This window comes from Streptomyces sp. NPDC001858 (assembly GCF_053594615.1).
Map to the genome: position 1 here is coordinate 17,570 of NZ_JBSFEV010000060.1, position 14,256 is coordinate 31,825.

Sequence of the window (14,256 nt, forward strand, 5' to 3'; positions counted from 1 at the left end):
TTATGACCGTCGTCATGATGGATGCTGCCTCTCAGGCCGAGCCGGGAGGACCGTGGAGTGAGTGACACCGTCGCACGGGCGATGTGGGAGAGGTTCGAACCCGTCCACCAGGTGGTCTACTTCGCGCCCGAGGTGCGCGCGGCCGCCGACGGACTCGGGATGCGCGGCTACTGGATGGGGTACTTCGCCCTGCGGGCCGCGCCCCTCGGAGCGGTCCCCGCGTCCGTCGTCACCAGCTGCTTCTACGTCTTCCATCCCGAGCGCGTCGCACGTGCGCTGCCCGACGCCTGGGGTCTCGCGGCCCCGCAGGACGTGCTGACCGCGCGTGAACGGGCCGTGGACGCCACCCTGACCGGCCTCTACGGCCCGGACGTCATCGGCTCCGCCGAACTCGCCGAGGCCGCCGACCTCGCCTGGGAGGCCGCGCAGGCCGCGGACACGGCAGGGCGGGTGCTCGGCGCCGCCAACCAGGCCCTGCCCCGCCCGGCGCAGCCCCACGTCAGGCTCTGGCAGGCCGCGACCACGCTGCGCGAACACCGCGGTGACGGCCATGTCGCCGTGCTGGTCGGCCGCCGTCTGGGGCCGGTCGGGGCGATGGTGCTGAAGTGCGCGGCGGGGGAGTCCGACGCGGAGTTCCAGCGGCTCAGCCGCAAGTGGGACCTGGGGCGATGGCAGGCGGCGCAGGCCGAGTTGCGTGAGCGCGGCTGGCTCGACGAGGACGGGCGGCTCACCGAGGCGGGCACGGTCGTCCACGAGGAGGTCGAGGCGGAGACGGACACCGCCGCGGCCACGCCCTGGACGGCCCTGGGCGACCGGGCCACCGCCCGCCTCGCGGAGCTCCTCGACCCGCTCGCCAGGACCGTCCTGGACTCGGGGGTCCTGCCGGCCACGAATCCGGTCGGCCTCACCGGCGGCCGGCGGTAGGCTCGCCGGCATGCGGATCTCGGTCTCCTCGGACATGGACGAACCAGTGGCCCGCGCCCTGGTCGCGGAGTTGCGCGGCCGCGGGCACGAGGTGGTGCCGCACGGCGCGCTGCGCACCGGCGACGACCCGCAGTGGGCGGTGTGCTCGGAGGCGGCCGCGCGGGAGGTGGCCGACGGCGCCTCGGAGCAGGCGGTGGTGTGCTGCTGGACCGGCACCGGCGCGTCGATCGCCGCGAACAAGGTCTCCGGCGTCCGCGCCGCCCTGTGCACCGACGCCTACACCGCCGACGGCGCCCGCCGCTGGAACGACGCCAACGTCCTGGCCCTCAGCCTCCGCCTGACCTCCGAGCCGCTGCTCAAGGAGATCCTGGACGCCTGGTTTGCCGCCGAGGCCAGCCCGGACGCCGAGGACCGGCGCAACGTGGCTCATATCGACGCCCTCGACGGCCCCGGCCCCGCTGCCGGCGCCGGAGGGGGCCCCGGTGTCGGCGAGGCGCGCTCGGGCTCGTAGCGCACCCCGCGCGGACCGCGTTCCCCCCGAGGTGGCCGACCAGGTCTGGGACGGATGAGGCCTGCGCTCACCCACCGGCCGGGCAGGGCGCACGAACCGGGGCGGACGGCGCAGAAGAAGGGGCAGGGGCGGGCCTTTCATGCGCCCTGGTACGGCGTCCCGCCCGGTGCTTACAGTGGTCGGCCAGCCCTGCCCGCGGATCCGGCGGGGCGAGCCCCACCACCCCCGTGGTCACCGACCGTCCCGACCGGCACCCGACCGGACCCGGCGCACGGCTCCGCACACCGGCGCGGCTCCCCGGGCGGCGGGTGCGACGACCACTCGCGCGACAGGCACCATCCGTGACACCGCTCGGGCCGCGCGTGGGCCGCCCGCGGTACGAGCGCGCGTCGAGAGCCACTGGAGGCCGCTGTGTCCCGACCGTGCATCGCCCTGATCGCCGACCCCACCTCGCCCGAAGGCTGCCGTGACTACCTCGCCGACGCCGTGGACCTGCTCACCGGCGCACCCCCCGTCCGGATCGACTCCCGGCACTTCGCGACCGGCGGAACCGGCCGGGGCGTCCGCGACGGAGGCCGGTTACGGCTGCAAGTCCCCGAGGAGCGGCTCGACTTCGTGCCCGATGTCGTCCTGCTCTACGAGATCCCGCCGCACCACCGACGGGCCCTCGCCGGCTTCCAGGAGCTCCTGGAGAGCCATGACGTGGTGACCCTCGCCGCCGGCCCCGACGCCTGGCGGACCGCGACCGAGAAGAACCTCACCGTGGAACGCTTCGTGCGCGACGGCGTCGCCCAGATGGAGACCGCCGTGCTGCACCGCCCCTCCGCGCGGGAGGCGGCCGACACGTTCGACCGGCTCGGCCGCGACACCTGGGCCAGGCCCGTCGTCGGCACCGGCGGCAACGACACCTTCCACGTCACCAGCCCCGCCCAACTGGAGCAGGCCGCCGCCTACTACGCCGCACGCGACACCGACTGGCTGCTCTCCCGCGACGCGGGCAACGTCACCCCCGACGGCCAACGCCACCAGTTCCGGGTCTTCGTCCTGGGCGACCGGGTCGTGCACGCCCGTGAGCACCTCCAGCCCTCGACCGACACACCCTGCAACACCTGCCAGGGCGCCACCGCCGTCCACATCGCCCCGCCGGACCTGGATCCCCGGCTCGCCGAACTCGCCGTCGCGGCCACCGCCTCGGTCGGGCTGCCCTTCGCCGGCGTCGACCTGGCGGCGGAGAACGGCGGAGTCGTCTTCGAGGTCAACGTCCAGCCCGCCTTCGTCGACGGCGAGCTCGAACTGCACGCCGTGGCCGTGCCGTACGTCCAGGCGCATCTGGACGCCTTCGAGCTGGCCGGCGGCGGCCCGCCCCGGGGGCTCACAGCCTCAGCGTGAACCAGGTCGTCTTGCCCTCGTCCGTCGGCCGGACCCCCCAGCTGGCGGCGAGGGCCCGGACCAGGATCAGCCCGCGGCCCGACTCCTCCTCCTCGACGGCCACCCGCGGCTGGGGGAGCTGCGGGCTGCGGTCGCTGACCTCGACCGTGAGGTCGGTGGCCGTGCGGTGCAGATGCAGGGCGACCGGGCCCTGGGCGTGCTGGACGGCGTTCGTCAGCGTCTCCGACAACAGCAGCAGGGCGTCGTCGGCGCTGTCCGCGCAGTTCCACGAGGTGAGCGCCTTGTGCAGAAAGGCCCGCCCCTCGGGCACCGAGGCCGGCGCGGCCGGCAGATGCGTGGTGACGGCGGCCAGCGGCGCGGCCGGCAACTGCGCGAGCAGCAGGGTCACATCGTCGTTGTGGCCGTCGGCGTCCGGCAGCAGACTCGCCAGGACATGGTCCGCGGCGGCCTCCAGACACGGCGTCCCCACGAACAACTCCTCCAGCAGCACGGTCAGTTCACCGATCCGCACCTCGATGTCGCTGCCCGGCGTCTCGATCAGACCGTCCGTGTAGAGGACGAGTGTGGCGCCCGGCGGTATCTCCGAACTGGACTGCTCGTACAGGACGTCGCCCACGCCGAGCGGCGTGTTGACCGGGCAGGGCAGCGCGCTGATGCCCGCGCCGACCCCGGCGACCAGCACCGGCAGATGCCCGGCCGAACAGACCGTCACCGTGCCCGTGTCCGGGGCGATCACCAGATAGCAGCAGGTGACGAGCTGGTCGGGCACATCGAGATCGGCGACGCAGGTGTCCAGCGCCCGCATCAACTGCTTCGGCTGCATACCGGTCTTCGCCAGCGCGTGCGCGGCCGACCTCAACTGCCCCATCACGGCGGCCGCTTCGAGCCCGCGGCCCATGACATCGCCGATCAGCACCCCCACCCGGTCGGCGCCCAGCGGAATCAGGTCGAACCAGTCGCCGCCCACGCCGGCGCCCTGGGTGGCCGGCCGGTAGCGGCTCGCGGTGGCCAGACCGGGCAGCGCGGGCGGCGTCCCCATCAGGCTGCGCTGCAGGGTCAGGGCTATGTGCCGCTGCTGCTCGTACAGCGCCGTGAGCTCGGCCTCGGCGCGCTTGCGGTCGCTGATGTCCCGCACGATCGCGCAGGCCCCGACCACGGTGCCGTGCGTGTCCCGGGTCGGCCACAGGGTGACGTCCACGTCCAGCAGCGCCCCGGTGTTCGTCATCCGCAGCGTCTCGTAGTGCTCGACCTTCTCGGCGTGCCGCAGCCGCTGGAGCAGCGCGCGGACCTCGCCGCGCAGGTCCGGCGGGGCCAGCATCGACACATGCCGGCCGATGGCCTCCTCGGCCGTGTACCCGTACAGGCGCTGCGCGGCCGCGTTCCAGTAGGTGATGTACCCGTCCAGGGTCTTGGCGAGGATCGCGTCCTGGGACGACTCCACGAGCGCCGCCAGCTCGTTGATGCGCGCCTCGGCCGCCTTGCGGTCGCTGACGTCGCGCACGGCCGCCGACACCAGCAGCCCCTCGGAGGTCTCCAGGGGACTCAGGCTGATCTCGACGGGGAACTCCGTGCCGTCCTTGCGCAGCCCGTGCAGTTCGAGACCGGCGCCCATGGGACGCACCTGGCGGTTGGCGGTGTACCCGCTGCGATGCGCGGTGTGCTGGTCGTGGAAGCGGTGCGGGATCAGCAACTCGACCGGACGGCCGAGCAGTTCCTCGCGCCCGTGGCCGAACAGCGCCTCCGTCTGGGCGTTCACGAGCTTGATCGTGCCCGTGTCGTCGACGATGACCATGGCGTCCGGGGCCGCCTCCAGCAGCCCCCGGAACCGCTCCTCGGCCCCGCCGACCGCGGCCTCCGCGACGGGCGCTCCACAGCCGCACCGTTTCTGCTCGGCCCGCTGCTTCACGCTCCGCTTCACACTCTGTTTGACGCTTTGCTTCACGTTCCGCTTGATGCTCTGCTTCATGTCCGGCTGAGCGTTCTGCTGAACGCCCTGCTGAACGCCCTGCTGTGCAACGCTCGCCCCCGCACCCGCGCGCCGCGCCGGTTCCGCCCGCATCACGTCGGCCATCTTCCACCTCATCCTGCACGACGAATCAGGCCATCTCAGCGCCTCCGCCCCGCGCTCGCTCCGCGTTGTCGTTTACTGTCCGCCGCCTGTCCGAACCTGAACGCCACCGAACCGATCCGAAGCCGATCAGTATTCGAGAAGCGCCCACCCCCGGGCCACGCCTAGGTTGGTCGGAGCAAGCCGGGCGGCACGGACGGAGAGAAGACGATCATGGCCAGAAGAACGGACGCGCAGTCGCCTGAGCTGCACGTTGCCGACCGCCACGACCTGATCAGGGTGCACGGCGCGCGCGAGAACAACCTCAAGGACGTCAGCATCGAGATTCCCAAGCGCCGGCTGACGGTGTTCACCGGGGTCTCCGGCTCGGGCAAGAGCTCCCTGGTGTTCGACACCATCGCAGCGGAGTCGCAGCGGCTGATCAACGAGACCTACAGCACCTTCGTCCAGGGCTTCATGCCGACGCTGGCGCGGCCCGAGGTCGACGTCCTCGACGGGCTGACCACCGCGATCTCCGTCGACCAGCAGCGGATGGGCGCCGACCCCCGCTCCACCGCCGGCACCGCCACCGACACCAACGCGATGCTGCGCATCCTCTTCAGCCGGCTCGGCAAGCCGCATATCGGACCGCCCAGCGCGTACTCCTTCAACACGGCCTCGGTCCGGGCCAGCGGCGCGATCACCGTGCAGCGCGGGGACCGTACCAAGGCCGAGAAGGCGACCTACGAGCGCACCGGCGGCATGTGCGTGCGCTGCGAGGGCCGGGGCGCGGTCTCCGACATCGACCTCACCCAGTTGTACGACGACTCCAAGTCGCTGTCCGAGGGCGCGTTCACCATCCCCGGCTGGAAGTCGGACAGCCAGTGGACCGTGCAGCTCTACGCCCAGTCCGGCTTCGTCGACCCGGACAAGCCGATCCGCCGGTACACCAAGCGGGAGCTGCACGCCTTCCTCTACGGGGAGCCGGTCAAGATCAAGGTCAACGGCATCAACCTCACCTACGAAGGTCTGATCCCGAAGATCCAGAAGTCGTTCCTGTCCAAGGACAAGGAGGCGATGCAGCCGCACATCCGGGCGTTCGTGGAGCGGGCCGTCACCTTCACCACCTGCCCCGAGTGCGACGGCACCCGGCTCAGCGCGGGCGCCAGGTCGTCGAAGATCAAGCGGATCAGCATCGCCGACGCCTGCGCGATGGAGATCCGCGACCTGGCCGAATGGGTGCGCGGGCTCAAGGAGCCGTCGGTGGCGCCGCTGCTCACCGCGCTCCAGCAGACCCTCGACTCGTTCGTGGAGATCGGCCTCGGCTACCTCGCGCTCGACCGGCCCTCGGGCACGCTGTCCGGCGGCGAGGCGCAGCGCGTCAAGATGATCCGCCACCTCGGCTCCTCGCTCACCGACGTCACCTACGTCTTCGACGAGCCCACGATCGGCCTGCACCCGCACGACATCCAGCGGATGAACGACCTGCTGCTGCGGCTGCGGGACAAGGGCAACACCGTGCTCGTCGTGGAGCACAAGCCGGAGGTCATCGCGATCGCCGACCACGTCGTCGACCTCGGCCCGGGGGCCGGCACGGCCGGCGGAACCGTGTGCTTCGAAGGCACCGTCGAGGGGCTGCGGGACGCCGACACGGTCACCGGCCGCCATCTCGGCGACCGGGCGGCGGTGAAGGACGAGGTGCGCAAGCCCAGCGGCACGCTGGAGATCCGCGGCGCGACCACGCACAACCTCCGCAGCGTCGACGTCGACCTCCCGCTGGGCGTGCTCTGCGTGGTCACCGGTGTCGCCGGCTCCGGCAAGAGCTCGCTCGTGCACGGGTCGGTGCCCGCCGGGGAAGGCGTGATCTCGGTCGACCAGAGCCCGATCCGCGGTTCCAGGCGCAGCAACCCGGCGACCTACACCGGCCTGCTCGACCCGATCCGCAAGGCGTTCGCCAAGGTCAACGGCGTGAAGTCGGCGCTGTTCAGCGCCAACTCCGAGGGCGCCTGCCCGACCTGCAACGGCGCCGGCGTCATCTACACCGACCTGGCGATCATGCAGTCGGTCGCCACGATGTGCGAGGACTGCGAGGGGAAGCGGTTCCAGCCTGCCGTCCTCGAGTACCGCCTCGGCGGCCGGGACATCAGCGAGGTGCTGGCGATGTCGGTGGGCGAGGCCGAGGAGTTCTTCGCCGCGGGCGAGGCCGCCACCCCGGCCGCGCACCGGATCCTGGACCGGCTCGCCGACGTCGGGCTCGGCTATCTGACCCTCGGCCAGCCGCTCACCACCCTGTCCGGCGGCGAGCGGCAGCGGCTGAAGCTGGCCGTCCACATGGGCGACAAGGGCGGCGTCTACGTGCTCGACGAGCCGACCGCCGGCCTCCACCTCGCCGACGTCGAACAACTGCTCGGCCTGCTGGACCGGCTCGTGGACTCCGGCAAGTCCGTCATCGTCGTCGAGCACCACCAGGCCGTCATGGCGCACGCGGACTGGATCATCGACCTCGGCCCCGGGGCCGGCCACGACGGCGGCAGGATCGTCTTCGAGGGCACTCCGGCCGACCTCGTCGCCACCCGCCCCACCCTCACCGGGGAGCATCTGGCGGCCTACGTCGGCGCCTGACCGGCGCGGGTGAGGGGGAGGGGGAGCGCGGTGAGCAGGGCGTGCTTTCAGTGCGCGCCTAGGCCGCCGCCGCCGAACGAGCCGCTGCTGCCGCGGCTCCAGCGCGGCCGTTTCTGATCCGTGCTCGCCCGGGTCTGCATGTTGGTCAGCTCGTACGGGGTGAGGGCGCGGCCCCCCTTCGGCGTCCGGGGCACCTCTTCGGGCTCGCGGTTCTCGCGGATCTCACGCACCGCGCCGCCCGGCGGCAGCTGCGTTTGCTCCTCGGGGCGCGGCCGGTCCGACTCGCGGTACTTGACGCGCGCGCCCAGCCAGAAGCCGCCGGCCAGCACGGCCAGCACGGCCATGCCGACGACGAACATCACGAGGCTGAGCAGGCCGCTAGCGGCGGCCAGCTGCATGCTTGCTGTAGTCATATCGGCCGAATACCCCCGTAATGGGTCATGAACCCGCCATTCCGGGACTATTTCGGGGACGTGACTCCCCGTCGACGGAACCTCACGCATCGCGTCCGGTAAGCGCATCGCCGCCGGGCGGGTTTGGCGCCGCCCCTACCGGCTACCCGCCGGGGGTGACTTCGACGACATCCCAACAGGAACTCTTCCGATTCCTGGAGGACCGCTTCGCCTGTGCGCAGGCGTGCACCGAGTGCGCGCGAGCCTGTGCGCTGCGGGCGAGCCTCGTGGACCCGGACGGGACCGAACGACCAGAACTCGTGCGACGCAAGGGCATCATGTGCGCGGAGGTGTGCGACGCGACCTGCCGTGTGCTGTCCGAGGACAACCGGATCGACGAGGCCGGCCTCCGCGCCCAGCTGGAGTGGTGCCGGACCGTCTGCCTGGAGTGCGCCCACGTGTTCGACAAGCACCCGGGAGCCGAGGAGGGCGCGGCCGCCTGCCGCGCCTGCGCCGCGACCTGCACGGACTTCCTCAGCACGCTGAGCTGAGCCCGCCCGCAGGCGCGCCCGCAAGGCAGGCGCAGCACGGCGGGCACCTCACAGCGGGCGGCCCATCCGCACGTTCCAGCGCCCCGACCGGCCGCTGAGCTCCACGGCCGTCAGCGGCGGCACGTCGGTGCGCCAGAACGCCGACTCCGGCGCGCCCAGCGCCCGTACCACCGCGGCCCGGACGACCTCGGGCTCGGCGACGGCCACGGTCCGCCCCGGCTGCTGCGCGGCCGTGTCGAGCCAGGCGGCCACCCGTTCGCAGACCGCCCGCACCGACTCGCCGCCGTGCGGCGCGGCCGTCGGGTCCGTGAGCCACGCGGCCAGCGCGTCCGGCTCCCGCGCCCCCACGTCCGCCAGCGTCTCGCCCCGCCAGCGGCCCGCGTCCAGGGCCGCCAGCCCGGGCGCGTCCACGGCGTCGAGACCCAGTGCGGCGGCCGTCTCGCGGCAGCGCACAGTGGGGGACGTCCAGACGTGCGCGGCCGTCGACAGGGTCCCGGCGGCCGCGCGGGCCTGCCGCAGCCCGCCCTCGTCGAGCGGACCGCCGTCGTCGAACCGCGCCTGGCGCAGGGCGGCGGTGAGCGCGGGGGAGACCAGGACCAGCCTGCTCGTCATGCGACGCCTTTCTCTCGTGTCTCGTCCAGCACCCGACGCATCACCGGGCCGGACAGCGCGGGACTGCGGGCCGCGTCCCGCGCGGCGCCGCGGCAGCCGGGCGGGCAGCCGGGCGGGCAGCCGGGCGGGCAGCCGGGCGGGCAGCCGGGCGGGCGGCCGCGGGTGCCGGGTGGTCGTGGCACGGATGTGGTCGTGCGGGTCGTCGAGCAGCCGTACGGCCGAGGCCGTGCGCAGCCGGGGGTCCGTCGCGGCCCGGTGCCTGACCTCCTCGCTCGGGTCCCGGCCGAACCGCTCGGCCGGCTCGGCCGTCGAGTCGGGGCCGTCCAGGGCCGGTCGCCGCATCCGGGGCCGCCGCTCGCGCGGTCCGCCGGCACGGCGACCGTCGGGGCGGGCGCTCCCGAGGCGATCCGGCGCCCGGCGGCGCGGGTCGGGAGCACGTGTTCGGGCCGCCGGTGCTCGGCGGTCTCCAGCCCGGCGCGTCCGAGCGGCGTCCTCAGTTCCTCGCCCGTCATGGGAGGTCATCCTGCCGGACGGGCCGGCGGTCACCGAGCCGGGGCGCGGGTTCCCCCGGGAGGTCCGGCCGCAGCGCAGCCGGTTCGGGCTCTTCCGGCGGCGCCCTCCCCATTCCCAATTTCTGGAACACGTTCTACCGTGTGCGCCGTCAGGACCGTCCGGACACCGGCCTTGGGAAGCCAGGAGGCGCCGTGCACCTCGACCACACGCCCGAGCAGCTGCGGCTGCGCACCGAACTGCGCGCCTACTTCGCCGAGTTGGTGCCGGCCAACGCCTACGCCCGGCACATCGACCCGGTCGCCGCGAAACGCTTCTACCGCAAGACCATCCGCCGGCTCGGCGCGGACGGCTGGCTCGGCGTCGGCTGGCCGAAGGAGTACGGCGGCCGGGGCCTCACGCCGATCGAGCAGTTCGTCTTCTTCGACGAGGCCGCCCAGGCCGGCGTGCCGCTGCCGCTGATGGCGCTCAACACCGTGGGGCCGACGATCATGCGGTACGGCACGGACGAGCAGAAGGCCGACTTCCTGCCGAAGATCCTCGCCGGCGAGATCGACTTCGCCATCGGCTACAGCGAGCCCGACGCCGGCACCGACCTCGCCGCCCTCAAGACGCGCGCGGTGCGCGAGGGCGACGAGTACGTGGTCAACGGGCAGAAGATCTGGACGACCAACGGCGACACCGCGGACTGGGTCTGGCTCGCCGTGCGCACCGACCCCGAGGCCCCGCCGCACAAGGGCATCACCATGCTCCTGGTGCCGACCACCGACCCGGGCTACTCCTGCACGGTCATCCGCACCCTCGCCTCCCACGACACCACCGCCAGCTACTACGAGGACGTCCGGGTCCCGGTGTCCCGGCGGGTCGGCCCCGAGAACCAGGGCTGGCGGCTGATCACCAACCAGCTCAACCACGAGCGCGTGACCCTCGCCGCGCACGGCACGATGGCCATCCGCGCCCTGCACGACGTGCAGCGCTGGGCGACGGAGACCAAGCTCGCCGACGGCCGCCGGGTCGTCGACCTGCCCTGGGTGCGCCGCCGGCTGGCCCAGACCCATGTGAAGCTCGACGCGCTCAAGCTGCTGAACTGGCAGATGGTCGGCGCCCTCCAGAACGGCACCCTCACCCCCCAGGACGCCTCCGCCGTCAAGGTCTACGGCTCCGAGGCCCGCCGGGACGCCTACGCCTGGCTGCTGGAGATCGTCGCGGCCCCCGGCGCGCTCCAGGAGGGCTCCGCGGGCGCCGTGCTGCACGGCGAGCTCGAACGGGGCTACCGCTCCGCCGTGATCTTCACCTTCGGCGGCGGCAACAACGAGATCCAGCGGGAGATCATCTCGTGGATAGGGCTGGGGATGCCGCGGGTACGGCGTTAGCCTGCCGGTATGACTGCCGACCCGGGGTTGTTCCGCCCAGACAGCGTGACATGGCAGGTCCATGGCGATCCGATGATGTGGGTCGCCGGGATCCGCGCGCTCTATCTCCAGGCGCTGCACCCCCGGGCCGTCCGCGGAGTCATGCAGAACTCCGACTTCCGGCAGGACGCCTGGGGCCGGCTCATGCGCACCGCGAACTTCGTCGGCACGACCACGTACGGCACCACCGAGGCCGCCGAGAAGGCCGGCGCCCGGGTCCGCAAGATGCACCGCATGCTGTCCGCGAACGACCCGGACACGGGCGAACGGTACGGCGTGGACGAACCCGAGCTGCTGCTGTGGGTGCACTGCGCCGAGATCGACTCCTACCTGCACGTCCTGCGCCGCTCCGGATACCCCCTCACCGACCGGACCGCCGACCGCTACATAGCCGAACAGCGCGCCGCCGCCCGCCTGGTGGGCCTCGACCCCGACGACGTGCCCGCGAACCAGGCGGAGTTGGCCGCCTACTTCGAGAAGATCCGCCCCGAACTCGCCGCCGGAGCCGACGCCCGCGAGGTGGACGACTTCCTGCTCCGGCCGCCGATCCACCCGCTGCTCGTCCCGGCGCGCGCTCTGCTCTGGCGGCGTGTGGCACACCTCGCGTACGCCTCGCTGCCGCCGTACGCCCACGAGTTGTACGGCAGACCAGCCCCCAAAGCCGCTGTCGTCACCCGTGAGTTGCGTGCCACGGGCATCCTGCTGCGCTGCGTTCCCGCACGTCTGCGTTGGCAACTTCCGTCCAAACACATCCCGCGGGCCATGGCACGGCTCGGCCCACAAGCCCGCCCCGCCCCGTACAAAGTCGGGCGATAGGCCGCCATACTGAACCAGCCAGGGGGAGGGCCGGAAAGTTACGGGGGCGGCGGGCGCGTTATGGCGGAGGAGAGCAGGCTGATCCAGGGCCGGTACCGGCTGCTGGACCTGATCGGGCGCGGTGGCATGGGCGAGGTGTGGCGGGCCAAGGACGAGTCCCTCGGCCGGCAGGTCGCCGTGAAGTGCCTCAAGCCGATCGGCCCACACCACGACCCGTCCTTCGGACGCGTCCTGCGCGAGCGGTTCCGGCGCGAGGGCCGGGTCGCCGCCTCGCTCCAGCACCGCGGGGTGACGGTCGTCCACGACTTCGGCGACAGCGACGGCGTCCTCTTCCTCGTCATGGAACTCCTCGACGGCAGCAACCTCTGCCAGCTGCTCGACGACAACGAGCGCCGGCCGCTGCCCGTCCCCGACGTCGTCGACATGGCCGACCAGGTCGCGGCGGCCCTCGCCTACACCCACCGGCAGGGCATCGTGCACCGCGATCTGAAGCCCGCGAACATCGTGCGGCTCGCCGATGGCACCGTGAAGATCTGCGACTTCGGCATCGCCCGCCTCGGCCACGACATCGGCTTCACCTCCCGGCTCACCGGCACCGGCATCGCCATGGGCACCCCGCACTACATGTCACCGGAGCAGATCGGCGGGGAAGAGGTCGACCAGCGCAGCGACCTCTACTCGCTGGGCTGCGTGCTGTACGAGATCGCCACCGGGGCCCCGCCGTTCGACCTGGAGGACCCCTGGGCCATCCTCGTCGCCCACCGGGACACCCCGCCCCGGCCGCCCCGCGAACTCCGCGCCGACCTGCCCGAACACCTCGACCGGATCATCCTCGACCTGCTGGGGAAGCGGCCCGAACAGCGCCCCCACGACGCCCGCGAGATCGTCCGCCGCATCGCCGCGGCCCGCACCGCGCCCGGGTATGTGCCGACCCTGGTGACGCCCCGGCCCGAACTCCGGCCGCCCGAGCCCGCCGGCCGCGAGCCCCGGCTGCCCGCCTGGACCCAGGGCATGACCACCGGCCACAAGGCCACCGGCGCCGGACTGCCCGTCCCGCCCCCGGACCCCGGCGCGGCCCTGACCGGCGAGTGGATCCCCCGTCCGGCCCTCGGCGCCGTCCCCGCGCCGCCCGCGCCCGACACACCGTCCCCGCAGGCGCTCACCGCGCTCGCCGGACGGCACAACGCCGGCCTCAGTCTGGGCCGGCTCGGCCGCTGGGCCGAGGCCGGGGAGGTGCACCGCGCCGTCGCGGCCGAACGCGCCCACCTCCTGGGCCCGGACCACCCCGAGACCCTCGCCAGCCGCTACGAGGTCGCCTTCACGCTCAGCCGCACCGGCCGCGCCGCCGACGCGCTGCGCGAGTACCAGCAGGTGACCGCCGCCCGCACTCGGGTGCTCGGCGCCGACCACGCCGACACCCTCGCCACCCGCCAGGAAATGGCCTACGTGCTCGGCCGGCTGGGCCGCCACTTCGACGCCCACCAGGTGTACACCTCGGTGCTCGCCGCCCGGGTGCGCACGGCCGGCCCCGACCACCCCGACACCCTGCGCTGCCGACACAACCTCGCCTTCAACCTCAGTAGACTCGGCCGGCTGGAGGAGTCGTACCGGATGGCGAGCGAGGTGGCCGTCGCCCGGACCCGGGTGCTCGGCCCCACCCACCCGGACACGCTCGTCACCCGCTACGAAGTCGCCTACGCCCTGGGCCAGTTGGGCCGCTGGCCGGAAGCGCTGCAGACCTACCGCGAGGTCGCCGCGGCCCGTGCGCACGCCCTCGGCCCGGACCACCCCGACACCCTCGCCGCCCGCTACGAGACCGGCATCAGCCTGGGCCGCCTCGGCCGCAGCGCGGAAGCGCTCCAGCTCTACCGCGAGCTCGTCGACGACCGCACCCGCGTGCACGGCCCGACGCACCCCGAGACCCTGCGCGCCCGCCACGGCCTCGGCGTCAACCTCGGCCGCCTGGCCCGCTGGGAGGAGGCGCTGGCCGAGTCCCGGGACGTGTGCGCGATCCGGGAACGCGTCCTGGGCGCCGACCACCCCGACGCTTTGGTCAGCCGCCGTGAGGTCGCCGTGGGCCTCGGCTGGCTGGGCCGCTGGGCCGACGCGCTGACCGAGTACCGGCGGGTGGCCTCGGCCCGCGAACGGGTCCTGGGCGCCGACCACCCCGACACCTTGGCCAGCCGCAACGACGAGGCCCACTGCCTGGAACAGCTCGGCCGCGGCCAGGAGGCCGTCGAGCTCTACCGAAGGGTGGCGGCCCTACGACAGCGCCGGGCGGCGGGCGGGGCGTAGGCCCGAGCCGGGCGGTGGGCGGCTCGTCGGCCCGGGCCGGGAATCGGCGCTGCGCGCTCGCCGGACGTACCGCGATGTGCCGTCGTTTTGCTGCGGCGCCGTCGTGGCTGGTCGCTCCCCCACTCTCGGCTGCGCTCGAGCGGGGGGACCCCCATCGCGGCGGAGCCGCAGATGT

11 protein-coding genes are annotated in these 14,256 nt (G+C 73.3%); 8 read left to right on the plus strand and 3 right to left on the minus strand.

The features are described from left to right. Window positions 1–57 precede the first annotated feature (57 nt). The 3 genes from ACWCPF_RS42300 to ACWCPF_RS42310 all read left to right on the plus strand — a co-directional run bounded on the left by ACWCPF_RS42300 (window position 58) and on the right by ACWCPF_RS42310 (window position 2,824). Window positions 58–924: an SCO6745 family protein gene (locus tag ACWCPF_RS42300; RefSeq protein ID WP_451050471.1), complete on the plus strand. Its 867-nt coding sequence runs from the start codon at window positions 58–60 to the stop codon at window positions 922–924. Between the two features lie 10 nt (window positions 925–934). After that, window positions 935–1,435: an RpiB/LacA/LacB family sugar-phosphate isomerase gene (locus tag ACWCPF_RS42305; RefSeq protein WP_451050472.1), complete on the plus strand. Its 501-nt coding sequence runs from the start codon at window positions 935–937 to the stop codon at window positions 1,433–1,435. A 411-nt stretch (window positions 1,436–1,846) separates the two neighbouring features. Next, complete coding sequence (locus tag ACWCPF_RS42310) at window positions 1,847–2,824, plus strand: ATP-grasp domain-containing protein (protein ID WP_451050473.1); 978 nt, start codon at window positions 1,847–1,849, stop codon at window positions 2,822–2,824. On the opposite strand, the gene ACWCPF_RS42315 is transcribed toward ACWCPF_RS42310, so the two are convergent. Next, window positions 2,808–4,790 (minus strand): PAS domain S-box protein, encoded by a 1,983-nt coding sequence (locus ACWCPF_RS42315; RefSeq protein ID WP_451050474.1) that lies wholly within the window; start codon window positions 4,788–4,790, stop codon window positions 2,808–2,810. The two genes, ACWCPF_RS42310 and ACWCPF_RS42315, sit on opposite strands and share 17 nt — an antisense overlap. 315 nt (window positions 4,791–5,105) lie before the next feature. On the opposite strand from ACWCPF_RS42315, the gene ACWCPF_RS42320 reads away from it, so the two are divergent. Beyond that, window positions 5,106–7,493 (plus strand): ATP-binding cassette domain-containing protein, encoded by a 2,388-nt coding sequence (locus tag ACWCPF_RS42320; protein WP_451050475.1) that lies wholly within the window; start codon window positions 5,106–5,108, stop codon window positions 7,491–7,493. Window positions 7,494–7,540: 47 nt separating this feature from the next. Here the strand turns inward: ACWCPF_RS42320 and ACWCPF_RS42325 are convergent, their stop codons facing one another. Then, on the minus strand, window positions 7,541–7,906 hold the full coding sequence (locus tag ACWCPF_RS42325; protein WP_451050476.1) for a DUF6479 family protein: 366 nt from the start codon (window positions 7,904–7,906) through the stop codon (window positions 7,541–7,543). Window positions 7,907–8,061: 155 nt separating this feature from the next. On the opposite strand from ACWCPF_RS42325, the gene ACWCPF_RS42330 reads away from it, so the two are divergent. Then, window positions 8,062–8,436 carry a ferredoxin gene (locus ACWCPF_RS42330; protein WP_451050477.1) on the plus strand — a complete coding sequence of 125 codons (375 nt, stop codon included), beginning with the start codon at window positions 8,062–8,064 and terminating at the stop codon, window positions 8,434–8,436. 48 nt (window positions 8,437–8,484) lie between these two features. Here ACWCPF_RS42330 and ACWCPF_RS42335 read toward each other — a convergent pair whose 3' ends face one another. Next, a complete protein-coding gene (locus ACWCPF_RS42335) occupies window positions 8,485–9,048 on the minus strand; it encodes a histidine phosphatase family protein (protein ID WP_451050481.1) in 564 nt (187 codons plus the stop codon). 704 nt (window positions 9,049–9,752) lie between these two features. On the opposite strand from ACWCPF_RS42335, the gene ACWCPF_RS42340 reads away from it, so the two are divergent. The 3 genes from ACWCPF_RS42340 to ACWCPF_RS42350 are packed head-to-tail and all read left to right on the plus strand — an operon-like array spanning window position 9,753 to window position 14,081. Then, window positions 9,753–10,931, plus strand: a complete 1,179-nt coding sequence (locus ACWCPF_RS42340) for an acyl-CoA dehydrogenase family protein (protein WP_451050478.1) — start codon at window positions 9,753–9,755, stop codon at window positions 10,929–10,931. A gap of 9 nt (window positions 10,932–10,940) precedes the next feature. Continuing rightward, on the plus strand, window positions 10,941–11,786 hold the full coding sequence (locus ACWCPF_RS42345) for an oxygenase MpaB family protein (RefSeq protein WP_451050479.1): 846 nt from the start codon (window positions 10,941–10,943) through the stop codon (window positions 11,784–11,786). Window positions 11,787–11,846: 60 nt separating this feature from the next. Further along, the gene (locus tag ACWCPF_RS42350) at window positions 11,847–14,081 is read left to right on the plus strand and encodes a tetratricopeptide repeat protein (RefSeq protein ID WP_451050480.1); all 2,235 of its coding nucleotides are present in this window, start codon (window positions 11,847–11,849) and stop codon (window positions 14,079–14,081) included. The last annotated feature ends 175 nt before the right edge of the window (window positions 14,082–14,256 follow it).